Source organism: Rhizobium sp. ZX09 (assembly GCF_017357485.1).
Classification (GTDB): domain Bacteria; phylum Pseudomonadota; class Alphaproteobacteria; order Rhizobiales; family Rhizobiaceae; genus Agrobacterium; species Agrobacterium pusense.
This window is the reverse complement of the sequence record NZ_CP031364.1, coordinates 1979570-1999448: the sequence shown is the minus strand read 5'-3', so window position 1 is coordinate 1999448 and position 19879 is coordinate 1979570. Positions and strand designations below refer to the sequence as shown.

Sequence of the window (19879 nt, the reverse complement as noted above, 5' to 3'; positions counted from 1 at the left end):
CGTCAGTGAGCATAAAGATAGGCCGCGACATGGCGTGCTTCGGCCTCGGTGATACCGGTTTCGGGCATAGCGCTCTGCCGCGAAAAATGCGTCGGCGAGACGATCCAGCGAATGAGGTTGTCCGGTGTGTTGTTGAGGCCGTCACCGATATAGACCCGCTGGCGAAGTGAACGTAGTTCGCCCCCCACCTTCCCGTCCGCACCGGCAACGCCGGGGATCGCGTGGCAGCCCGTGCAGCCGTAGCGCCGGAAAATCCCCGGCGCCAGACGCGCATCACCGCCAGTGATTGCCGTGGCAACGGCGCCGCGCTGTGACACGTTCTTGACGATTGCGACCGCAATGCCCGTGGCAAGCGCCGCCGAAAGCACCGCAACGAGTATAAGGCCGGTTCTAGAGAAGGGACGCGCCATATCGGTCCTCCCTGCCCGACCGGGAAATCCACATCGCCAGCATCGCGAGCGCCGCCCCGGCATAGATGACACCGCCAGGCACCCACATCAGGAGACCGGCAAGCTGCTGGTCCTCGAAGGGCGTCAGGCCCCATGCCGGCGCGTCTCGGGTCTGGGCCACGTAAATCACCTGTGGCGCCAGCGCGATCAGGGCGCCGAGAATGCTGGTATGCATCATCGTGACAAACAGGTGCCAGGCCGCAAGCCCCCGGTCCGCGCGCCAGAAAACTGCCCACCAGAACAGGATCGCGGTCAGAAAGAAAAAGAGATGCTGTATCCGGTGCAGTGGCACGTTGCTCACCGTCGCATCGAACAGCGCAGGCGCATGCCAGCCCCAGATGGCAAGCCCGTGCAGTGATGTTGCCACAGCCCCGCCGGCAAGAACATTCCAGCTGGCCCGCACGCGCCTGTCGGTCATCACCGCAGCCATACGACGACGAATCATGCGCGGCATACTCCAGAGAAGGATACCGACGGGGCGCGCCAGAACGATCAGCGGCGCGGCAACCGCCATTACCATCTCGTGCTCTATCATGTGGAACGTAAACAGGTGCTCGCCCATGGAATGGATCGGAGAGACAAGTGCAGCAACCAGAACAAGCCAGCCGCCGGAAAAGGCGAAGGCGGACCTCGCCATCCACCGGCTGGTGCCCGACCGTCTCCGCAGCCGAAAAAAACCGGTACTGAAAAGGCTGGCTGCGACAAGCAGCGGTCCGATGATCCAGCCATCGAAAGTCCACATCAGCGCCGTCGGATGCGCCTCCCCCTCATGGGCCGAGAGCGGCCCGGCGCTGACCAGCAACAGAAAGATCAGTGTCAGCGCGCGCATGGGTTCAGCAGCAATGTCGCTGCCCCCTGAAGAAGGAGTGCGAAGGCAAAAACCAGCGCGACGAGGACGCCCAAAGACATCAGGAACATCGCCATTCGCGATGCCGTAAAACTCCGGCCCCTTTCCGAAAGAACGCCGCAGGTAACCGCAATCCCGGCAGAGAGGAAGGCAGCGACAGCTGTAAAGCCCGTCCGGCTGCCGCAATCGACCGCCGGCAAGATCTGGCCGAGCTGCGTGTTGAACGCCCAGATCAGGGGAGCGCCGAACAGTCCGGCAATATCGAGGGTTTTTAGGGTCATAGCCGTGGTATCCAGTAAAGGCAGGCGTAAAGCGGAAGCCAGGTCACGACGACGAAATTCCAGTAGAGCGCGTTGTCCTCCACATCGCCGTAACGGCGGGCGCTGTCGCCATGCCGGGTAAACATCAGGCAGGTCAGGACGATGGTATCGATGAGGTCGGTCAGAATATGGGTCGTGTGCAGTCCGAGGATCGTCCACACGATCGATCCATAGGCATTGTCATCCCACTTCACCTGGAGGGCTGGGAACTCAAAGGCGCGCACCGCCAACAGGACAAAGCCGATGGAGGACATGACGACTAAACCGAAACGGACGTGAACAAGCCGCCTCTGCCTGGCCCAGCGACTGACGAGGACATTCGGAACGACGCTGACGACAAGCAGCGCTGTCAGCACCGTGCCGGCTGAAAGATCCGGCGGCGGGGCGTCGATCGGCCATCGTGGTGCCAGGCTCATCAGGTAGAAATAAACGGCGACCGCGAGCGCGAAGCCCGTTCCTTCGATCAGCATGAAGGCGCAGGTTCCCCACCATGTGGGGCTGGCGGTGCCGTTGCCGGACATCGGCAGCTTGGAGACATCGAGCGCGACACGTTCCTTCATGCTTCCTCCTCCACCATTCCTTTCGGCCAGAACCAGCCGATCAGCGCTACAGCAATCGGGATCGATCCCCAGACGACTGCCCAGGGCGAGAACATGGACCAGATGAGCATGATGGACGTTGCGATGGCCGCCCAGAACGGCCACACGGAGTCCGTCGGGGAAGCCTCGCGGGCTTCGGGCAGCGCCTCGACGACGCTGGTGACCAGAATTTCACGGCGATCCACCCGCATCCCCGCGACAACAGGCAGTTCTCCGGTGTTCTCCCACAGTGGATCGCGGCTACCCACCACGGGTATGGAGCGGAAATTGAAGGGCGGCGGCGGAGAGGCGGTTGCCCATTCCAGCGTGGCGGCGCCCCAGGGATTGTCCCCGGCGGGACGGCCTTTGGCAAAGCTTCGGACGATATCGATGAAAAAGACGAGAAAACCTGTCGCCAGCACGACGGCGCTGAGGCTCACGAAGAGGTTGAGGCCCGCCCATGGCATCTCCGGCTGGTAGGTATAGATGCGTCGCGGCATTCCCTGCAGACCGAGAATATGCATTGGAAAAAACGTCAGGTGGAAGCCGACGAAGATCAGCCAGAAGCTGATGCGGCCGAGCGTTTCGCTCATCATCCGCCCCGTCATTTTTGGAAACCAGTAATAGACGGCTCCGATCAGGGGAAAAACGGCGCCCCCGATCAGGACGTAGTGAAAATGCGCGACCACGAAATAGGTGTCGTGAACCTGTGTGTCGAAGGGCACGGACGCCACCATGACGCCCGTCAGACCGCCGATGACAAAGGTGACGATGAAGCCGATGATGAAAAGAAGCGGGGTCTTGAAAACCGGCCGCCCGGCCCACAATGTTGCCAGCCAGCAGAATATCTGCACGCCGGCCGGCACGGAAATCGCCATGCTGGAGGCAGTGAAGAAACTTTCTCCGAGTTTCGGCAGGCCAGCCACAAACATGTGATGCACCCAGAGACCGAAAGACAGGACACCGGTTGCGACAAGCGCCATGACCATGGGCATGTAACCGAATATCGGCCGGCCGACAAAGGCGGGCAGGATGGTGGAGACCATGCCCACAGCCGGCAGGAAGATGATGTAGACCTCCGGATGTCCGAAAAACCAGAAGACATGCTGCCACAGGAGCACGTCCCCTCCTTCGGCCGGATTGTAAAAATGGGTGCCGACGAGACGATCCATGATCATCGTGGAACTGGCGAACATGATCGCGGGCATGGCGATGATGACGAGAAAGGCCATGACCACCATTGCCCAGACGAGAAGCGGAATTCGATCGAGCGACATGCCGGGAGCGCGCTGCTTGAAAACCGTCACCACGATTTCCACCGCAATGGAGAGCGCGGAAAGCTCCGTAAAGGTTATCATCTGAGCCCATATGTCGGCGCGTTTGCCGGCGCCATATTCCGGACCCGCGAGCGGCACATAGGCGAACCAGCCGACATCAGGCGCGCTGTCCAGCACGAACGAGACCCAGAGAAGCAGCCCGCCCACAAGGAATACCCAGTAGGAATAGGCGTTCAGCCGGGGAAAGGCGATGTTGCGCGTCCCGACCATCAATGGCACGAAATAAACTGCCATCGCCTCCATGACCGGCACGGCGAAGAGGAACATCATGTTCGCGCCATGCATGGTGAATATCTGATTGTACCGGTCCGGGTCGATAAAACGCGCTTCGGGCGTTGCCAGCTGCAGGCGCATGACGAGAGCAAGCAGGCCGCCGAGTATCAGGAACACGAAGGCCGTGACAATATATCGCCGGGCTACCACCTTGTGGTCGACAGTACCAATCGCGCCCCAGAAACCGCGGCTCGACCCCCATGTTTTTTCGAGCGCGCTCTCCATGTCGGGAACCGGCAGATCGGTATCCATGAGGACGGAGGCCTGTTTTCTCGCCATCAGTCGAGCCCCTCCATATAGGCGGAAACCTGCCGCAACTCTTCCCCGGTGAGCGGCACCAGCGGCATGTTGTTGCCCGGTTTCAACGTCTGTGGATCGGCGATCCATGCGGCAAGCGAGCCGCGTGTGGTCTCCAGCAGGCCTGCGCCGATCGTCCGGCGGCTGCCGACATGGGTAAGATCAGGCCCGTTGGTGCCGGCGGCCGGCGTTCCCCTGACGGTATGGCAGGCGGCGCATTGCTTGCGCAGGAACACGGCCTTCCCGGCCAGAGCATCTGCGTCCTGTGGCATGGCGGCCTCCGCCTTCTGCTTATTGGCCCACCGGCGATAGGACGCCTCGTCATCGGCCATGACCATGAAAGCCATGTGGCTGTGCTGAAGGCCGCAGAACTCCGCGCATTGGCCCCGATAAACACCCGCCCTGTCAGCGCGAAACACAAGCGTATTTTCCCGTCCCGGAACGAGGTCCATCTTGCCGGCAAGGCTGGGCACCCAGAAGGAATGAATTACATCCGGGCTTTCGAGCAAGACCCGGACATTCCGCCCGACCGGAATGTGCATTTCGTTGGCGGTCTGAAAACCGCCATCCGGCGTGGCACTTTCGTATATGAACTGCCACCACCATTGCTGGGCGCGAACACGTATCGTCAAGTCTGCCTCGCCGGTGAAGCTGATGGCCCGCGTTGCAAGAAAGCTCGCTAGCGTCAGGCCGGCGACAACGAAAACCGTCATCATGACCGCGCCCGTGACGAAAAGCTGCAATCGCCTGCCGCTTGCCCCCTCGTCCTGCGCCGCGATCCGCCGACTTCTGACGAGAGACAGGATCAGGATCGCGATCACTGCCAGCCACACGACGAGGCTCACCGCCACGATGAAGAGGATCAGGTGCTTCAACATCGACGCTGACGGCCCTGCAGCGTTCAGCACCGACTGAACGTCGCCGCACCCCGAAAGCAGGGTAAGGACAGCAAGGAGAGCGGCGACGATCTTCAAGGCACCGGCTCCTCCGGTCTTTTCCACGCCGACCCTTCGTTGAAGAGGATGGCAGCAGGCGCCCGGTTCTCAGCCGGACGGGTCTGACGGTCGTCATTGCGGGCCGGGGCCGCCACCGATGGCGAATAGGCCCCGATGGTTCTCACATATCCCGCAAGCTGCCAGATCTCTTCAGTCGTCATCTTGGCGCGGAAAGGCGGCATGCCGTGCGGCCGGCCATCCCTGATCGACGCCGCGACAGAGACCATGGATGGTCCATAAATCCATTGACCGTCGAGAAACGATGGACCTTTGCCGCCTTCGCCTTCACCGTGGCAAGCCGGGCATCCGAACCATGAATAGAGGCGTTTTCCCTGGGAAAGATCATAAGCACCGTTTTCGAACGGCCTGCCGAGAGCGAAATAAACTTCCGGCGGCGCGCCGGCCACGGGAACGGGCATGAAGCGCAATCGCTCAAGCGCTGCCGTTACGGGAGGGTCGCTGCGGAATGTTCGCGGTTCACGCCAGTAACCCATGATCGCCGCTGCCCCGATCAAAGAACCGCATAGAGCGGACCATGGAAGTGTCGCTGAACGATTGGCCTTTTCCCTCCTCCGCATCCCGCACCTCGAGTATCCTCAGTTGGAAGGAACCGTGGTTGACGGCGTCAATCGGACGGGCAGCAGCTTGTATGATGGCGTCTTTGCTTTCGGACTATGATGGCTCAGCGGAAACAACGGGTTGGTTTCCGGAAAATAGCCAGCACAACAGCCATGGGGAATATCATAGGCAACGATCCTGAACCCGCGGACCGCCCTTGGCGTCTGCGGCTCGATTGCCGTAACGATATCGACGATATCGCCGTCGGCAAACCCAAGCAGGGCGATGTCATCGACATTCATGAACAGAACCTGCCGCGTTCCTTCCACGCCGCGAAAACGGTCACTATAGCCGTAGACGGTCGTGTTGAACTGGTCGTTGGATCGCAACGTCGACAGGTGCAGGACGTCCGGACCCGACGCTTCAGGCGGGAATTCCGGGAACAGGCGGTCGGGCGTCAGGAAATTCGCCTTGCCGCTTGAGGTTACCCATTTTCGCTCCCTTGCGGGCAATGGGCGCGGGATGCCGCCGGGTTTGAAAAGCCGTTCGTTGAAGTTCCTGAAGGTTTCCGGATAGGTTTGCTCTATGGCGTCGCGAATGCGCGAATAATCGTGAACCCATTGCTGCCAAGGTACGTTGCCGCGCGTCAACGTCGCCACGGCCATGCCGGCAATGATCGCCGGTTCCGAGAGCAACTCCCGGCTGGCCGGCTTTGCCCTGCCACGCGAACCATGGAAATGCGCAACGGAACTTTCCATGGAGACGGCCTGGGGCCCTGTCGCCTGTTCATCGATTTCGATGCGTCCGAGACAGGGAAGCAGAAAGGCGATCTCGCCGTGGATGACGTGGCTGCGATTGAGTTTGGTTGCGATCTGGACCGTCAGCCGCAGCTTGCGCCACGCGGCTTCCATCGCCTCGGTTTCCGGCGCTGCCCGCAAAAAATTGCCGCCGAGGCTGATGAAAGCCTTTGTTTCCCCGGCGAGAATGGATTTGCAGCTGTCAACCGTCGAGTGGCCTTCCCACGCGGGCGGCTGGAACTGGTATAGGTCGGCGAGCTTGTCCAGCGGCACGAGGCCGGGTTTTTCCGTAATGCCGACTGTACGCTGGCCCTGCACATTCGAATGGCCCCTGACGGCACAGATATTTGCACCCGGCTTGCCGATATTGCCGCGCAGCAGCGCGAGGTTGGCAACCATGTGAACGTTCTCCACGCCCATCACATGCTGGGTGAGGCCCATGCCATAGACCATCATCACCGCGTCGGAATCCGCATATATGGCGGCGGCTTCCATCATCTCCTCGCGGGTCAGGCCTGAAACGCGCTCCAGCTCCTCCCATTCATGGCGGCGGGCTGCAGCGGCGAAATCGTCAAAACCCGCCGTGTGCTCGGCAAGAAAATCATGATCGAGCACATGCTTCTTGTCAGCCGCGGCAATGGCGGCGGCAAATGCGACCGCCGCCGCATTGGCCGGATCGCGCGGCTGCCCATCCGAGCCGGAAACCTTGCTTGCGCCACTCGCATGCAGCACGTCGTCTGCCTCGATAAGCGCCTTGCAGATGCCAAACAGGGCAGCGATATCGCCGCCATTCTTCACCTGGTAATACTTCGTCGAGATCGGCGTCGCGGGGGTCGCCAGCATCTGGCCGGGCGACTGCGGGTTGACGAAGCGCTCCAGCCCCGGCTCCCGCAGCATGTTGAATGTCAGTATCTTCACGCCGCGGTCGACAGCATCCTGCAGATCGTGCAGCAGTCGCGGCGAGGATGTTCCGACATTCTGCGCCATATAGAAAATGCAGTCGCAATTCTGGAAATCCGAAAGGATCGCCGTTCCCACGGAAGCGCCGATGCTTTCGGGCAGGCCGACGGACGAGCTTTCATGGCACATGTTGGACGAGTCCGGAAGATTGTTACTGCCATAGATGCGGGCAAAGAGCTGGTACATGTAAGATGCTTCCAGCGAGGCGCGGCCTGAGGTGTAAAACTCCGCCTGCTGCGGCGCGATGGCGCGCAGCTCCCGGCCGATCTCCTCGAATGCGGCCTGCCAGCTGACCGGCAGATATCTGTCCGTGGCCGCGTCCCAACGCATTGGCTGGGTCAGCCTGCCCTGTTCTTCCAGATCGTGGTCGCGCCAGCCCTCCAGTTCGGCGAGGGTGTGTCTGGCGAAAAACGCACCGTCGGCGCGTCGGTTCGTTATTTCCCACGCGGTGGCTTTCGCGCCATTTTCGCAAAATTCCAGGGGATGGGTCTTGGCCGGTTTCGCCCAGGCGCAGCTGACGCACATGTATCCCTGCGGCTTGTTCTGGTGTTTCAGCAATGTCGGACCGGACAGGGGAACATGTTCCCTCAACAGCACCTCTCCCACCGACTTGGCCGATCCCCATCCGCCGGCCGGACCGGGCTTAAAACCGATATCGGGAGCTGCCTTGCGTCGTGATGTCATGATCGATGAACTCCCGAATTGCTGAGTAACCGAACCTCTGAAAGCGCGGCGGGTTTCCATTCTCTAAAAAAAATTCCGCCCTGCCTTGCCGCCGGGAGCGAGAAGTTCCGGTGCCGCGTGGAACTTTCGCGCGGACGCCCGGTTAGGCACCCGCTCGACAAAGGGCGCTTCTGACAACCCAGCAGATAATGAAGGTGAGCGACATGAAGGCACTGACCTGGCACGGCAAACACGACATTCGCTGCGAAAGCGTTCCCGATCCGAAAATCGAGCATGGGCGCGATGCGATCATCAAGGTCACGGCCTGCGCGATCTGCGGCTCAGACCTCCACCTCTATAATGGCATCATGCCGGACATGCACAGCGGCGACATCATGGGCCACGAAACCATGGGCGAGGTGGTTGAGGTCGGTAAGGACAATACCGCGCTCAAGGTCGGAGACCGCGTGGTCGTCCCCTTCACCATCGCCTGCGGCGAGTGCTTCTTCTGCAAGCGTGGCTATTATTCCGGCTGCGAACGCAGCAATCCCGATCCGCACAAGGTGCGGAAGATGTGGGGCAATTCGCCCGCCGGCCTGTTCGGTTACACCCATCTTCTCGGTGGCTTCAGCGGCGGCCAGGCGGAATATATGCGGGTGCCTTACGCCGATGTCGGGCCGATAAAGGTTCCGGACGGTCTGACCGACGAGCAGGTCCTCTTCCTGTCCGACATCTTTCCGACCGGCTATATGGCCGCGGACTTCTGCAACATCCAGCCGGGCGATACGATTGCCATCTGGGGCTGCGGTCCGGTGGGTCAGATGGCGATCCGTTCCGCCTTTCTCCTCGGTGCGGAACGGGTCATCGCCATCGACGCCGTGCAGGAGAGGCTCGATCTCGCGGCGAAAGCCGGCGCGATGACGCTCAATTACCTCGACGAGGACATTTACGACCGCATCATGGAACTGACCCATGGTCGCGGCGCGGATGCCTGTATCGATGCGGTAGGAACGGAGCCCGATCCCGCGGCAGGATGGGATTCGAGGATCGACCGCATCAAGGTCGCCACCTTCATGGGAACCGACCGGCCGCATGTACTTCGCCAGGCAATCTATTGCTGCCGCAATTTCGGTACGGTCTCGCTGGTCGGCGTCTATGGCGGTCTTCTTGACAAAATTCCCATGGGTTCCGCCATCAATCGCGGCCTGACGTTCAAGATGGCGCAGACGCCCGTTCAGGCCTACCTCCCCAACCTCATGGGCCGCATCGAAAGAGGCGAAATCGACCCATCCTTCGTCATTACCCATCGCGCCACCCTCGATGAGGGACCCGATCTCTACAACACCTTTAGCCACCGCGACGATGGCTGCATCAAAGTCGTCCTGAAGCCATAGGAGGTGATCATGAGCAGGGGAGAATCCACCAAAGGCCTTGCAGTCGTCACCGGCGCTTCGTCCGGCATCGGTTATGAGCTCGCCCGGTGCGCCGCGCAGGATAGTTACGACCTCATCATCGTGGCCGATGAAAATGACATCGATGCCGCGGCCACCCGGCTGCGCGCGGCCGGCACGCAGGTAGAGGCGGTGCGGGCCGATCTTTCGACACAGGCGGGCGTGGAGGAGCTTCTCACGCGCATCACCGCCTCGTCGCGGCCAGTCGATCTTCTGTTCGCCAACGCAGGACAGGGCCTGGGCGATGGCTTTCTCGATCAGAGAATGGAGGACATCCAGCGGGTCATCGCCACCAACATCAGCGGCACGATTGCGCTGGTTCATGCCCTTGCAGGCGGAATGCGCCAGCGTGGCAATGGACGTATCCTGTTTACGGGTTCCATCGCCGGTTTCATGCCGGGCACGTTTCAGGCGGTCTATAACGCCACCAAAGCGTTCATCAATTCCTTTTCCTTCGCGCTGCGCGAAGAGCTTGATGGCACGGGTGTCACGGTAACCTGCCTGATGCCGGGGGCGACGGACACGGAGTTCTTCGAGCGTGCGGACATGCTCGACACCCCCGTTGGCAGACAGAAGAAGGACGATCCCGGTTTCGTGGCCAAGGCCGGCTATGAGGCGATGATGAATGGTGAGGGCGATGTCGTGTCCGGCTGGAAAAACAAGCTGATGTCGGCGATGGCCAATGTAACGCCGGCGGAAACGCTCGCCAGACAACACCGCAAGATGGCAGAGCCGGATGGGAAATAGCCTCGCAGCACTTCCGGCGCCACGAAGCCACATCCGGCCCGGCCGGACGTCACCTCAATCATCCGCGCCGCGCTTGTGGTGCGGGCTTTCCTGATTTTCACCGCGCAGCATCTGGCGATCATCCTTATCCGTTAATTCCGCATTGCCACCGCGAAGTTTCTCCGCCCCTCGGCGGGCATCCCGTTCTTCCTTCGACCGCTTCAGCTCCGCCTCGGCGTTAAAACCATCATCGGCATTAGCGGTGTTCTCGCGTTTTTCGATGATGCGGAGCTGTTGTTCATGCGTTTTTGGACCGGCCATCGTTGCGCCTCCTGTCGTCTGTTCGTGCGTCCGCGCCGCCGTTCAAGACAAAGCCCCCTTCCCGTGCGATCACGAACCACGGAGGGCGACAGAAGTTCCGGAACGAAAAGGCATGGGGGAAGTTCGGGAGCGACGGGTGGCGGCCTCGACTGCCGCAGCAGCCCAACCGACGCCAAGAGGAGGCGATAATGGCACATGCAGACAGGAAACACTTCGGAAAAGGCACGCAGGGGAAAGGTGCCGGCGCAGGCGCAATGACCGAGCTGGACAAGGGAAGCATTGAGGAAAACCAGATCCTTTCCAACCGCGACAAGAAGCAGCATTCGAAAGAGCGGGGCCAGGACGGTGCCGCCATCAAGACCGATCAGGAACAGGACCACGCCGCCAACAGGCGTCCCTAGGATAAACGCTGACGGGGGCGGTCAGACTTTGGGATCCACCCCCTCTGCCTTTCACCCGCCGGTCTCGCTATGGGGTGCTGCCACAGGTTTGGATTCGGGCGACCGCCTGAACCGCAGGAAGATGGACAGGACGATCAGGACTGCGGTGGAGAGGAACTCCGACTGCCAGTTCTGGAAGGACTCGAACCAGAACTCAACGCTTCCCAGATGCGCCATCAATGTCGTCGCCGGTTCGCCGTGCAGGCGTGCCTCCACTGCCGCGGCATCGGCGCTGTATCTCAGATGCAGCAGGAAGCTCGCTACAAAAAGAACAAACAGCGCCACTCCGAGCGAATAGGAATAGACGACGCGAATGATGCCGCCGGCCCTGACCGGCCATGGTGCTTCAGGGTCGTTTTTCTTGCGTGAAGGGTCCTCGTCTTGCGCTGTCGGCTCATCGGGATCCTTGGATTCTGCGGACCCGCGCTGGAACAGGAATGCCGTCAACACCACATAGGCCGACATCTGCAAAAATTCGCTTTCCCAGTTTTCGAACAGCGCCGAAAGGAAATGCCCGCTCGTGGCGTAGGACAAAAGCGTGAGCGGTTTATCATGATGTTGCACGAGTTCATCATTGTGAACGACCCAGCCTGTGGCGAACATCCCGCCGATCGTCAGCAGTGATGCAAGGACAAGGACGATGGTCAATCCGTTGTCGCGGACAAGCTTCATAATCAGACCTCGCTCTGGACAAGACCTCCGGGTGAGAAGTGCCGCCAAATGTGGCGGCACTGTCGTCTGCCGGTGCTGCGGCGCAGTGGCCGCGGGCGGCGCTCCCATAAACCGCGGGCGGCGCTCCCATAAACGATGAGGGCACGCCGCCGGTTGCGTTATCCGTTAGCGACAGGGACTGATGCCTTCCCAAGCTTGACCGACGGTTCGCGCGCCCAAACGCGCAACTTGCCGAGTTCGGAAACAAAGGCTGCCAACCCGTCTTCTCCCGGCAGAGGCAAGACGCCCTCATCCATGGCATCGGCAATTCCAGCCTTTTCCAGCAATGGCAGGGCCGACTGGTCATAACCGATGAACTTGCAGTGCTGGAACGCATCCGCGACAAAATCCCGTGCCGTTGCTTCCTTGACGAGATCGTCGATGGCCTCTGCCGATGTCAACAAGGCCACCGCATCAAAGAGAACCGAAGGACCGCCATCGATCATGTAATGCGCTTTAATGAGAGTGCCGTCCGAAGCCACGGCGCCCCCGACTTTAGGCGCGATCAACTCGACGACGGCCTTCTCGGCCGTAACAGCCTCGGTCAGCCCCTGCAGCAATTTTGCGTCGACGCCATCCGTAATGAGAATGCCGAGCTTGCGCCCTTCGAAACGTTGCGGCCCTCGATTGACGATGCTGAGGGCGGGTGAAGGCTCCAGGTCCTGTCGGGTCGGCACTGCCGCCTCCGCCGGTTTAGGCATCGTCTGGAAACCAAGCTTCTGGGCAACGGTCGACGCAAGCGTTTCATCGATGTTGAGGAGATGCGACACCATCCGTTCACGTATGGCGACCGTCTCCACCCTGCTCAGCTCGAAAGTGAGGGCGGAGGCGATATGGCGCTGTTCGGGAGGAGTCTGGCTGAGATAGAATTGCCTGGCCTGACTGTAGTGATCTGCGAAGCTCTCCGGCCGCAATCTCGCCTTGGCGCCCTGCTCTTCGCCTGCAAAATGCGTAAAGCCGCGCGCTGGCGATTCTCGCGGGCCTTCGCCAAAGGAGTTTGGCTGATAATTGGCGCGCCCCGTTGGATTGCGCATCGCCATGTGGCCATCCTGCTGGAAATGCGCGAAGGGACACTTGGGCGAATTGATGGGCAGGTGCGTGAAGTTCGGCCCGCCGAGACGCTTCAATTGTGTATCGAGATAGGAGAAATTTCTTCCCTGCAGCAGCGGGTCGTTACTGAAATCGATCCCTGGCGGCACGTTCTGCGTCATGAACGCCACCTGTTCGGTTTCGGCAAAGAAGTTGTCTGGCATGCGGTCGAGAACCAGCCTGCCGACCGGCTGCGGCGGCAATATCTCCTCGGGAATGATTTTGGTGGGATCGAGGACATCGAAATCGAAGCTGTCGGCGAAATCCTGGTCGAAAAGCTGGACCTGCAACTCCCATTCCGGAAAATTGCCGGACTGGATGGCCGCCCAGAGATCGCGACGGTGGAAATCGGGATCGGCACCATTGATCTTCACCGCCTCGTTCCACGCCACGGACTGGAGACCCAGCTTCGGCTTCCAGTGAAACTTCACGAAAGTCGACTGGTTTTTCGCGTTGATGAAACGGAAGGTGTGCACGCCGAACCCTTCCATGAACCGGAACGACCGCGGAATGGTGCGGTCGGACATGATCCACATGACCATGTTCATGCTTTCGGGCGTGAGGCTGATGAAATCCCAGAACGTATCATGAGCCGTTTGCGCCTGCGGAAAGTCGCGGTCTGGCTCCTGTTTTGCGGCATGGATGAGGTCGGGAAATTTGATGGCGTCCTGGATGAAGAATACCGGGATATTGTTGCCGACGAGATCCCAGTTGCCTTCCTGCGTATAAAGCTTGACGGCGAAGCCGCGCACGTCGCGCGCAAGATCGAAAGAGCCCTTATTGCCGGCCACGGTCGAAAAGCGCACGAAAGCCGGGGTTTTTTCGCCTGCACGCTGAAAAAGATCCGCTTTCGTGTAGGCGGCCAGGGATTCGTAGGTCTCGAAATAGCCATGGGCCCCATAACCGCGGGCATGAACGACACGTTCTGGAATTCGCTCATGATCAAAATGAAAGAGCTTTTCCCTGAAATGGAAATCGTCCATGACAAGCGGGCCACGAGGACCGACACGAAGCGTATTCTGGTCATCCGCGACGGGCCCGCCCTGCGCTGTCGTCAAGACGGGTGTGTCACCTTCGGCGGTCTGGTGCAACTCGCCGCCCTCGCCGCGGGAAAGTTTCTGGTCGTGGATCGTAACAACGTCGCTTTTTCCCGCCGATGCGGTGGTTTCCGGTTTTTTGGCCATGGTAACTCCTGAAAGCTTTTCGCAAGGGCGTGGCAGGACGCCACGCCCGGTGGGCGGTGGGGAACGCTCCTGTCAAAGCGCCGAGCGGCGATATCGGTTCCGCTCCTGCTCAACATCTTCAGCGGCGTAGGGCCTCGACGTTTCGTCAAAACGCGTCCAGCCCTCCTGACCATAGGCCGATCGCCGTTCGAAGGGATCGACCCAGTTCGAGCGTCGGAGGATAGCCTCCGCCTCAGGCACAAAATCGTCTTCAACCCGAGCAGTGACGAGAGTTCCGCCTCTGCGCACGCCCTCCGCATAGACATTGGCGTCCTCTTCCGAAACGCCTGAGCGGGTCATGGCTCCGATCAATCCGCCAGTGGCTCCTCCGGCAACAGCACCGCCTGCCGCACCGACGGCGGTGGCGGCCAGCCAGCCAGCGGCGACGACGGGTCCGACACCGGGTATAGCCATCATGCCGAGGCCCGTCAGCAGGCCGCCGGCGCCGCCGACAATGGCCCCGATGCCGGCACCGGTGCCGGCACCTTCAGCGGCTTTGCTGTCCTCGCCGTGGCGTCTGTCGGCGTTACTGGCCACAATGCTGATGTCGCTTGAGGGGATGCCCGCGCGCTCGAGTTCGCTGACAGCGTTACTTGCATCATCATAATCATCAAAAAGTGCAGTTACGGTTCTCATCATGTTTCTCCCAAAAATCCGTGCGCTTAAGTCCTGCCCTCACCTGGCGACAACGTTGCCTTGGTAATCGAGTGCTATGGCCACGGTTTTTCCGTCTTTCATTCCCGATGCCATCCACACGCCCTTGTCATTCTTGGTGAGGCCTGTGATCCCGGTGTAACCGGACTCCTCCATCCGCTTCTTCGCCTGCGCCTCCGTGAAGCTGTTGGCGCCTTCCACCGGAGCCGTCGGGTTTTTCGTGTCCGGCGTCACAACGGCCGGCGTATCACCACCGGGATTGGCTGTCGGAGCCTGCTGGGCAAAGGCCGAAACAGCCCCGGCTCCAGCAAACAACGCCATGAAAAAAGTCTTCTTCATTTGGGTCTTCCTCCCTTTTCACCATCGGCCATACTTCCCGTCGGAGGCGGTGCCTTTCCGGCCCGGGAAAGGCGCCTTCCAAACAAAGCGGGAGGCGGAGAGTTCCAAAAAAATAATGAGGGGGTGCCGCTTGAACCGTCGCCTCCGCGCGGCGACCGAAGCGGTGCCTGTTCACCAGCCGGAACAAGGCCCGCGCTACTGATCGCTGCCGGGATACGGGGAATTCCTGAGAAGAGCCGCCAGGTGCGCGGTATTGCGCACCAGCATGCTGACCATGGTTTTGACGGGCATCGGGCGTCTTGTCCAGATCGACGAAATTCGTCGACCCCATCGCTTCCCCGACCCAATAGGCAACCGCATTGGCAGGGATGGTGAAGCCGACGTCATTCAGCGCCTGAAAGAGCTCCGCCGAGACGTGGTGGGCGCCGTCTTCATTTCCGACAACCGCGACAGCCGCAACCCGGCCATAAGAAACCATCCGACCCTCATCATCGGTTTCCTCCAGGAATGCATCCATGCGCTCCAGCGCTCTCTTGCAGACGCTTGAAGGTTGGCCCAGCCAGATCGGTGTTCCCACGAGCAGGATATCGGCCTTCAGCATCTTTTCCCGAATGGCCGGCCAGGCATCGCCTTCGCCCTCGTCGGAACTGACGCCCGGCTTGATATCGTGATCGGCGAGCCTGATCGTCTCGGCCTTGATATCCTGGCTGGCGAATTCCCGTAATATGAGATCCAGCAGCTTCTCGGTGGAGGATGGTTCGGACGTGGCCGACGGTTTGAGCGTCGCGTTCAAAGCAAGAACGGTGAGTGGCATGGTAACTCCTTCTGCCATTCGGTCTTTCCAGGGTTTGGAAAGTGTTGTGAACAATGATCGGCCATCGATCAGGGCCGGTGACTAACGCCGGGAAAGCAGACGATCCATGGCGTGATGGGGCGGCGGCTTGTTGCTTTCCCGCCCGTTTTCTTTTTCGAGACGGGTCCGGATCTCCTCGATCTCGTCCTCCGTCAGATGCTCGATGCCGATGAAGTCGGCGCGCGCCTGCTCTACAGCCCGCAGCAACTCGTCCAGTTTCGCCTCCATCGCGGCGGAATCCCTGTTCTGGGAATTCTGTACGAGAAAAATCATCAGGAAGGTGACGATCGTCGTGCCGGTGTTGATGACGAGTTGCCAGACCTCCGAAAAATCAAACAGGGGTCCGCTGATGCCCCAGATGAGGACGGTGGCGAGCGCCACGACAAAGGCGCTGGGCGAACCTGAGAAAGATGCGATACGGCTCGCAAAGCGAGTGAAGAACTTGTTCATGACACGCTGAACCCTGCGGCTCGACACGAAAGCAAAGCCCGGTAAGGACCGTGGCTTTCCAGTGAAGCTCACAATCGAGGACAGCGATTGTTCCGTCATGCAGAAACGCCCACGGAAAGGAATTCCGTGCCGCGCTTTATCTCGCCCAATGTTTCAAGCCCGGGCGCGATGTTCGTGTTTTGCCGGAACCCGATCTGCCTTCGCACATTTACAGGTGCAGACCAAAAACAGTGGGAGGATCCAATGGATTGGAATCGTGTTGAAGGCAACTGGAAGCAGATGAAGGGCAAGGTCAAGGAGCAGTGGGGCAAACTCACCGACGACGACCTTGACGTCATCAACGGCAAGCGCGAACAGCTGGAAGGCAAGATTCAGGAGCGCTACGGTTACGAGAAGGACCGCACCCGAAAAGACATTGACGACTGGTATGGTCGCCAGACCTGGTAACGGAAACCCCGCTTCGGCGGGGTTTTTCTTTATGCTCCGTCGCGAATAGGCGCGATATGGGCGCGCGGCTCCGCGGCGGCGCGGGCGGACTGTCACGAAAGCGTTATGGAAAGACATTAGAACCGCGGCCAGCTGGTCCAAAAATGCACGGCTGTGCAGCGACCGGCCTGCGCCTGCCGGCCCCCCCGGGCAGCGCTCGACAGTTCCACTCGCGCCGACGATATCGGAGACATAGATGAAACGCCGCACCTTTATGATGTCCGCCGCAGGCGCCGCCGCCGGTCTCGCCCTTGCACCGCGCATGAGCTTCGCAGCTGCAGGCACGATCGACTGGTACACCAGTTCGGATACAAACATCCTCGATTTCTGGTCCAACACGGTCAAGCCCGCCTTTGAAGCCGCCAATCCTGGCCTGAAGCTCAATCTGGTTGACGCTGGCGATGGCGCCGGCATTATCGCCATCGGCGAGCGCGCCGTTGCCGCGAAGCAGACCGGTACCGATCCGCAGGCCGATTATTTCGAAACGGCCGATCCCCTGCTGCCTGCCGGCGCCATCGAAGCCGGTATCTATGTGAACATGGCGAAGGCCGGCCTTTCCAACTATTCGCGTGTCAACCCGCTCGCTATCCAGAGCGAGTACAGCCTGCCCTATCGCGGCAGCCAGGTCCTGCTCGCCTATGACACGAGCAAGCTGAAGCCGGCGGATGCGCCGAAGACATGGGATCAGCTCGTCAGCTGGATCAAGGCCAATCCGGGTCAATTCGTTTACAACCGCCCCGACAAGGGCGGTTCGGGCGGCAATTTCGTTCGTCGCGCCATCCATCAGGCGAACGGCCTTGATCCCAAGGCCTTCACTGTCGACAATTACACGCCGGAAGCAGGCGACAAGGCGCTCGGCAAGGCATGGGAACTGCTCAAGGACATCGCACCGTCGCTTTACGACAAGGGCGCCTACTCGTCCGGCAACACCCAGTCGTTGCAGCTTCTTTCCCAGGGCGTCGTCACCATGACCCCGGTCTGGTCCGACCAGGTGCTTCAGGCAATCGATCAGGGCGTTCTGCCGAAGGAAACCGGTCTGGTGCAGCTTCAGGATCTCGCGCTGTGCGGCAATTTTTCGCGTGCCGTCGTACTGGCGAACGGCGCCAATCGCGATGCGGCCCTGAAGCTCGCGAATTTCGTGCTGTCGGAAGAAATCCAGGGGGCAATCCTCACCGAACTTGGCGGCTTCCCGGGCGTTTCCTGGGACTTTGTGCCGGCAGAACTGCGCAAGCGTTTCGCCGACATCATCCCCCAGACTATTCCAACCTTCCCGGCCGGTAAATGGGAAACCGCCATCAATGATGGCTGGTATCGCAACGTCGCTCCCAACGTTGACCGCAAGTCGTGACCGAAGTCGCAGAAGGAGCGGCTCGCCCGCTCATGGACAATACGTCAGGCAGGAGGCCAAGCGGCCTCCTGCTCGTTGCCATACCCGTATTCCTGATGATCTGGCTCGTTATATGGCCAGCGATCAACGCCATCGGCCGCACTGTCTGGCGCATCGACGCCAATGGTGAAACGCGTTTGGACCTTTCCAGCTACGCTTTTTTCTTCTCGGACGGCTACAGTCTCGACAATCTTGCCGTGACATTGTGGACGACGATGGTCTGCGCGATCCTCCTGCTGGTCATCTGCCTGCCGATCGCGCTTTACCTGCGCTTTTCGCAGGGCCGCCTCTCGGCCTACGTGCAGGCGCTGGCCATCTTCCCGATGTTCGTGCCCTCCATCATCCTCGCCTTCGCCTTCATCCGCGTTCTCGGTCCGAACGGCATGGTTGACATATTGCTCAACGCCGTCGACCTCCCGAAAATCCGCACGCCCTATCTCACGCCCTGGGGACCCGTCATAGGTCTTGTCTGGGACAATATTCCGCTGACCGTGCTTATCCTGCTCGCGGGGCTTGGAAGCGTTGCCAACCAGTCGGTAGAGGCGGCGCGGGATGTCGGCGCAAACGTGCTGCAGGTTTTCTGTCACATCATCCTGCCACGCATTAGCAATTCCATTCTCGTGGCGCTTTCCTTTTCGGTGCTCGGCATTTTTTCCTCCTTCACCCTTCCATATCTTCTCGGACCGGCCTCTCCCGAAATGCTCGGCCCTTTCATGCAGCGCACGCTGCGCGAAGTGCAGGATCCCATCGGCGCCATGACGCAGGCCGTCATCGCTTTCGTTTTCTGCATTGCTTTCGGCCTGTTTTATGTGCGTTCGGTCGCGCGCAACCAGGGGAAATGACATGACGACGATGACGCGGGTTCGAGCCCGCATGGACTGGCCCGGCATTTTTTTTGCTACGCTTCTCACCATCGCCATCGTCGGGCCGCTGCTTGTTGTGGGCACATGGGCATTCACCGAGGTCTGGCGTTTCCCCAATGTCATCCCACAACAGTTCGGTTTCCGGTTCTGGGGCCAGACACTGGGCCGCGCTGACGTGTGGAACGCTTTGATGTTGAGCCTGCGGCTGACGACGGTTGTGACGCTGCTTTCGGCGGTGATCTGCCTTCCTGCCGCATACGCCTTCGCGCGTATGAGCTTCCCCGGCCGTAACCTCCTGTTCTTCTCCTTCCTCGCCGGCCACGCCTTTCCGAAATTCGGGCTTCTGGTGGCAATTGCCGCCATTTTCCTGCAGCTCAACCTCATCGGTACCTTCTGGGGCGTCGTTCTCATCCAGTTGGTCGGCACGCTGATGTTCATGATCTGGATTCCCGTGGCGGCATTCCAGGCCGTCGATCGGCGCATGGAAGAAGCCGCCCGGGATGTCGGCGCCAGCCCGCTCAGGGTCTTCTGGTCAATTACCCTGCCACAGGCGGGACCGACTATTGCCGCTGCCGTTCTGCTGAGCTTCGTTGGTACTTTTTATGAGACCGAGGGTGCATGGCTGATCGGGGCGCCCGGCATTCGCACGATGCCGGTTTTGATGATCAGCTACATCAACAACCAGATGGTCATCCAGTATGGTGCAGTTCTGTCCGTCCTGCTCTGGGTGCCGTCCTTCATTGCCCTCATGTTCGCCCGCCGCGTCATCGGAGGCGGCGCATTTGCCCGCGGTTTCGGCGGTTAGGAAATCT

General features: G+C 60.4%; 21 protein-coding genes and 1 pseudogene. 7 read left to right on the top strand and 15 right to left on the bottom strand.

The window, feature by feature from the left end; translation table 11 throughout:
• Positions 1 to 2: 2 nt before the first annotated feature.
• The 8 genes from BTN45_RS23755 to BTN45_RS23720 form a co-directional block, all read right to left on the bottom strand.
• Positions 3 to 410: a cytochrome C gene (locus tag BTN45_RS23755; RefSeq protein ID WP_207591471.1), complete on the bottom strand. Its 408-nt coding sequence runs from the start codon at positions 408 to 410 to the stop codon at positions 3 to 5.
• Positions 391 to 1278: a cytochrome c oxidase assembly protein gene (locus BTN45_RS23750; protein WP_207591469.1), complete on the bottom strand. Its 888-nt coding sequence runs from the start codon at positions 1276 to 1278 to the stop codon at positions 391 to 393. Before BTN45_RS23750 ends, BTN45_RS23755 begins: the two co-directional genes overlap by 20 nt.
• On the bottom strand, positions 1266 to 1577 hold the full coding sequence (locus tag BTN45_RS23745; RefSeq protein ID WP_207591467.1) for a hypothetical protein: 312 nt from the start codon (positions 1575 to 1577) through the stop codon (positions 1266 to 1268). The genes BTN45_RS23750 and BTN45_RS23745 overlap by 13 nt, the downstream gene beginning before the upstream one ends.
• Positions 1574 to 2176, bottom strand: coding sequence for a cytochrome c oxidase subunit 3 (locus tag BTN45_RS23740; RefSeq protein ID WP_207591465.1), 603 nt, complete (start codon positions 2174 to 2176; stop codon positions 1574 to 1576). The genes BTN45_RS23745 and BTN45_RS23740 overlap by 4 nt, the downstream gene beginning before the upstream one ends.
• Positions 2173 to 4083 carry a cytochrome c oxidase subunit I gene (gene ctaD / locus BTN45_RS23735; protein ID WP_207591457.1) on the bottom strand — a complete coding sequence of 637 codons (1911 nt, stop codon included), beginning with the start codon at positions 4081 to 4083 and terminating at the stop codon, positions 2173 to 2175. Before ctaD ends, BTN45_RS23740 begins: the two co-directional genes overlap by 4 nt.
• Positions 4083 to 5075: a cytochrome c oxidase subunit II gene (gene coxB, locus BTN45_RS23730; RefSeq protein ID WP_207591455.1), complete on the bottom strand. Its 993-nt coding sequence runs from the start codon at positions 5073 to 5075 to the stop codon at positions 4083 to 4085. The genes ctaD and coxB overlap by 1 nt, the downstream gene beginning before the upstream one ends.
• Positions 5072 to 5590, bottom strand: a complete 519-nt coding sequence (locus tag BTN45_RS23725; protein WP_107340418.1) for a cytochrome c — start codon at positions 5588 to 5590, stop codon at positions 5072 to 5074. The genes coxB and BTN45_RS23725 overlap by 4 nt, the downstream gene beginning before the upstream one ends.
• A 102-nt stretch (positions 5591 to 5692) precedes the next feature.
• Complete coding sequence (locus tag BTN45_RS23720; RefSeq protein ID WP_142187658.1) at positions 5693 to 8095, bottom strand: FdhF/YdeP family oxidoreductase; 2403 nt, start codon at positions 8093 to 8095, stop codon at positions 5693 to 5695.
• A gap of 203 nt (positions 8096 to 8298) precedes the next feature.
• Between BTN45_RS23720 and BTN45_RS23715 the strand changes: the two genes are divergently transcribed.
• Positions 8299 to 9468: a zinc-dependent alcohol dehydrogenase gene (locus tag BTN45_RS23715; protein WP_004444520.1), complete on the top strand. Its 1170-nt coding sequence runs from the start codon at positions 8299 to 8301 to the stop codon at positions 9466 to 9468.
• Positions 9469 to 9477: 9 nt separating this feature from the next.
• Positions 9478 to 10272, top strand: a complete 795-nt coding sequence (locus BTN45_RS23710) for an SDR family NAD(P)-dependent oxidoreductase (protein WP_207591453.1) — start codon at positions 9478 to 9480, stop codon at positions 10270 to 10272.
• Positions 10273 to 10326: 54 nt separating this feature from the next.
• Here BTN45_RS23710 and BTN45_RS23705 read toward each other — a convergent pair whose 3' ends face one another.
• Positions 10327 to 10572 (bottom strand): hypothetical protein, encoded by a 246-nt coding sequence (locus BTN45_RS23705; protein ID WP_037092885.1) that lies wholly within the window; start codon positions 10570 to 10572, stop codon positions 10327 to 10329.
• Between the two features lie 188 nt (positions 10573 to 10760).
• Between BTN45_RS23705 and BTN45_RS23700 the strand changes: the two genes are divergently transcribed.
• The gene (locus BTN45_RS23700) at positions 10761 to 10973 is read left to right on the top strand and encodes a hypothetical protein (RefSeq protein WP_207591449.1); all 213 of its coding nucleotides are present in this window, start codon (positions 10761 to 10763) and stop codon (positions 10971 to 10973) included.
• A gap of 51 nt (positions 10974 to 11024) precedes the next feature.
• Here BTN45_RS23700 and BTN45_RS23695 read toward each other — a convergent pair whose 3' ends face one another.
• The 6 genes and pseudogenes from BTN45_RS23695 to BTN45_RS23670 all read right to left on the bottom strand — a co-directional run bounded on the left by BTN45_RS23695 (position 11025) and on the right by BTN45_RS23670 (position 16331).
• Complete coding sequence (locus BTN45_RS23695) at positions 11025 to 11684, bottom strand: DUF6766 family protein (RefSeq protein WP_207591447.1); 660 nt, start codon at positions 11682 to 11684, stop codon at positions 11025 to 11027.
• 158 nt (positions 11685 to 11842) lie between these two features.
• Positions 11843 to 13996 carry a catalase gene (gene catE / locus BTN45_RS23690; RefSeq protein ID WP_207591445.1) on the bottom strand — a complete coding sequence of 718 codons (2154 nt, stop codon included), beginning with the start codon at positions 13994 to 13996 and terminating at the stop codon, positions 11843 to 11845.
• Positions 13997 to 14068: 72 nt separating this feature from the next.
• Positions 14069 to 14671 (bottom strand): general stress protein, encoded by a 603-nt coding sequence (locus BTN45_RS23685; protein ID WP_006700454.1) that lies wholly within the window; start codon positions 14669 to 14671, stop codon positions 14069 to 14071.
• Positions 14672 to 14710: 39 nt separating this feature from the next.
• The gene (locus tag BTN45_RS23680) at positions 14711 to 15028 is read right to left on the bottom strand and encodes a PepSY domain-containing protein (RefSeq protein WP_207591439.1); all 318 of its coding nucleotides are present in this window, start codon (positions 15026 to 15028) and stop codon (positions 14711 to 14713) included.
• A 195-nt stretch (positions 15029 to 15223) separates the two neighbouring features.
• Positions 15224 to 15842 (bottom strand): annotated as a pseudogene (locus BTN45_RS23675) (NAD(P)H-dependent oxidoreductase).
• Positions 15843 to 15923: 81 nt separating this feature from the next.
• Positions 15924 to 16331: a low affinity iron permease family protein gene (locus BTN45_RS23670; RefSeq protein ID WP_034497847.1), complete on the bottom strand. Its 408-nt coding sequence runs from the start codon at positions 16329 to 16331 to the stop codon at positions 15924 to 15926.
• A 243-nt stretch (positions 16332 to 16574) separates the two neighbouring features.
• Here BTN45_RS23670 and BTN45_RS23665 point away from each other — a divergent pair, with 243 nt between their 5' ends.
• The 4 genes from BTN45_RS23665 to BTN45_RS23650 all read left to right on the top strand — a co-directional run bounded on the left by BTN45_RS23665 (position 16575) and on the right by BTN45_RS23650 (position 19872).
• Positions 16575 to 16778, top strand: a complete 204-nt coding sequence (locus BTN45_RS23665) for a CsbD family protein (protein ID WP_004444538.1) — start codon at positions 16575 to 16577, stop codon at positions 16776 to 16778.
• A 235-nt stretch (positions 16779 to 17013) separates the two neighbouring features.
• Complete coding sequence (locus BTN45_RS23660) at positions 17014 to 18165, top strand: extracellular solute-binding protein (protein WP_207591438.1); 1152 nt, start codon at positions 17014 to 17016, stop codon at positions 18163 to 18165.
• Positions 18166 to 18197: 32 nt separating this feature from the next.
• Entirely contained in the window at positions 18198 to 19046 is an 849-nt protein-coding gene (locus tag BTN45_RS23655) for an ABC transporter permease subunit (protein ID WP_246751726.1), read from the top strand.
• 10 nt (positions 19047 to 19056) lie between these two features.
• Positions 19057 to 19872 (top strand): ABC transporter permease subunit, encoded by an 816-nt coding sequence (locus BTN45_RS23650; protein ID WP_207591741.1) that lies wholly within the window; start codon positions 19057 to 19059, stop codon positions 19870 to 19872.
• Positions 19873 to 19879 lie beyond the last annotated feature (7 nt).

What these genes read in the sequence shown, in the direction of transcription:
- BTN45_RS23725 (WP_107340418.1), bottom strand. Translation starts at nt 5,590, where the DNA reads ATGGGTTACTGGCGTGAACCGCGAACATTCCGCAGCGACCCTCCCGTA.
- BTN45_RS23680 (WP_207591439.1), bottom strand. Translation starts at nt 15,028, where the DNA reads ATGAAGAAGACTTTTTTCATGGCGTTGTTTGCTGGAGCCGGGGCTGTT.
- BTN45_RS23705 (WP_037092885.1), bottom strand. Translation starts at nt 10,572, where the DNA reads ATGGCCGGTCCAAAAACGCATGAACAACAGCTCCGCATCATCGAAAAA.
- BTN45_RS23670 (WP_034497847.1), bottom strand. Translation starts at nt 16,331, where the DNA reads ATGAACAAGTTCTTCACTCGCTTTGCGAGCCGTATCGCATCTTTCTCA.
- catE (WP_207591445.1), bottom strand. Translation starts at nt 13,996, where the DNA reads ATGGCCAAAAAACCGGAAACCACCGCATCGGCGGGAAAAAGCGACGTT.
- BTN45_RS23720 (WP_142187658.1), bottom strand. Translation starts at nt 8,095, where the DNA reads ATGACATCACGACGCAAGGCAGCTCCCGATATCGGTTTTAAGCCCGGT.
- BTN45_RS23745 (WP_207591467.1), bottom strand. Translation starts at nt 1,577, where the DNA reads ATGACCCTAAAAACCCTCGATATTGCCGGACTGTTCGGCGCTCCCCTG.
- BTN45_RS23750 (WP_207591469.1), bottom strand. Translation starts at nt 1,278, where the DNA reads ATGCGCGCGCTGACACTGATCTTTCTGTTGCTGGTCAGCGCCGGGCCG.
- BTN45_RS23700 (WP_207591449.1), top strand. Translation starts at nt 10,761, where the DNA reads ATGGCACATGCAGACAGGAAACACTTCGGAAAAGGCACGCAGGGGAAA.
- BTN45_RS23660 (WP_207591438.1), top strand. Translation starts at nt 17,014, where the DNA reads ATGAAACGCCGCACCTTTATGATGTCCGCCGCAGGCGCCGCCGCCGGT.
- BTN45_RS23685 (WP_006700454.1), bottom strand. Translation starts at nt 14,671, where the DNA reads ATGAGAACCGTAACTGCACTTTTTGATGATTATGATGATGCAAGTAAC.
- BTN45_RS23655 (WP_246751726.1), top strand. Translation starts at nt 18,198, where the DNA reads ATGGACAATACGTCAGGCAGGAGGCCAAGCGGCCTCCTGCTCGTTGCC.
- ctaD (WP_207591457.1), bottom strand. Translation starts at nt 4,083, where the DNA reads ATGGCGAGAAAACAGGCCTCCGTCCTCATGGATACCGATCTGCCGGTT.
- BTN45_RS23715 (WP_004444520.1), top strand. Translation starts at nt 8,299, where the DNA reads ATGAAGGCACTGACCTGGCACGGCAAACACGACATTCGCTGCGAAAGC.
- BTN45_RS23755 (WP_207591471.1), bottom strand. Translation starts at nt 410, where the DNA reads ATGGCGCGTCCCTTCTCTAGAACCGGCCTTATACTCGTTGCGGTGCTT.
- BTN45_RS23710 (WP_207591453.1), top strand. Translation starts at nt 9,478, where the DNA reads ATGAGCAGGGGAGAATCCACCAAAGGCCTTGCAGTCGTCACCGGCGCT.
- BTN45_RS23740 (WP_207591465.1), bottom strand. Translation starts at nt 2,176, where the DNA reads ATGAAGGAACGTGTCGCGCTCGATGTCTCCAAGCTGCCGATGTCCGGC.
- BTN45_RS23695 (WP_207591447.1), bottom strand. Translation starts at nt 11,684, where the DNA reads ATGAAGCTTGTCCGCGACAACGGATTGACCATCGTCCTTGTCCTTGCA.
- BTN45_RS23665 (WP_004444538.1), top strand. Translation starts at nt 16,575, where the DNA reads ATGGATTGGAATCGTGTTGAAGGCAACTGGAAGCAGATGAAGGGCAAG.
- BTN45_RS23650 (WP_207591741.1), top strand. Translation starts at nt 19,057, where the DNA reads ATGACGCGGGTTCGAGCCCGCATGGACTGGCCCGGCATTTTTTTTGCT.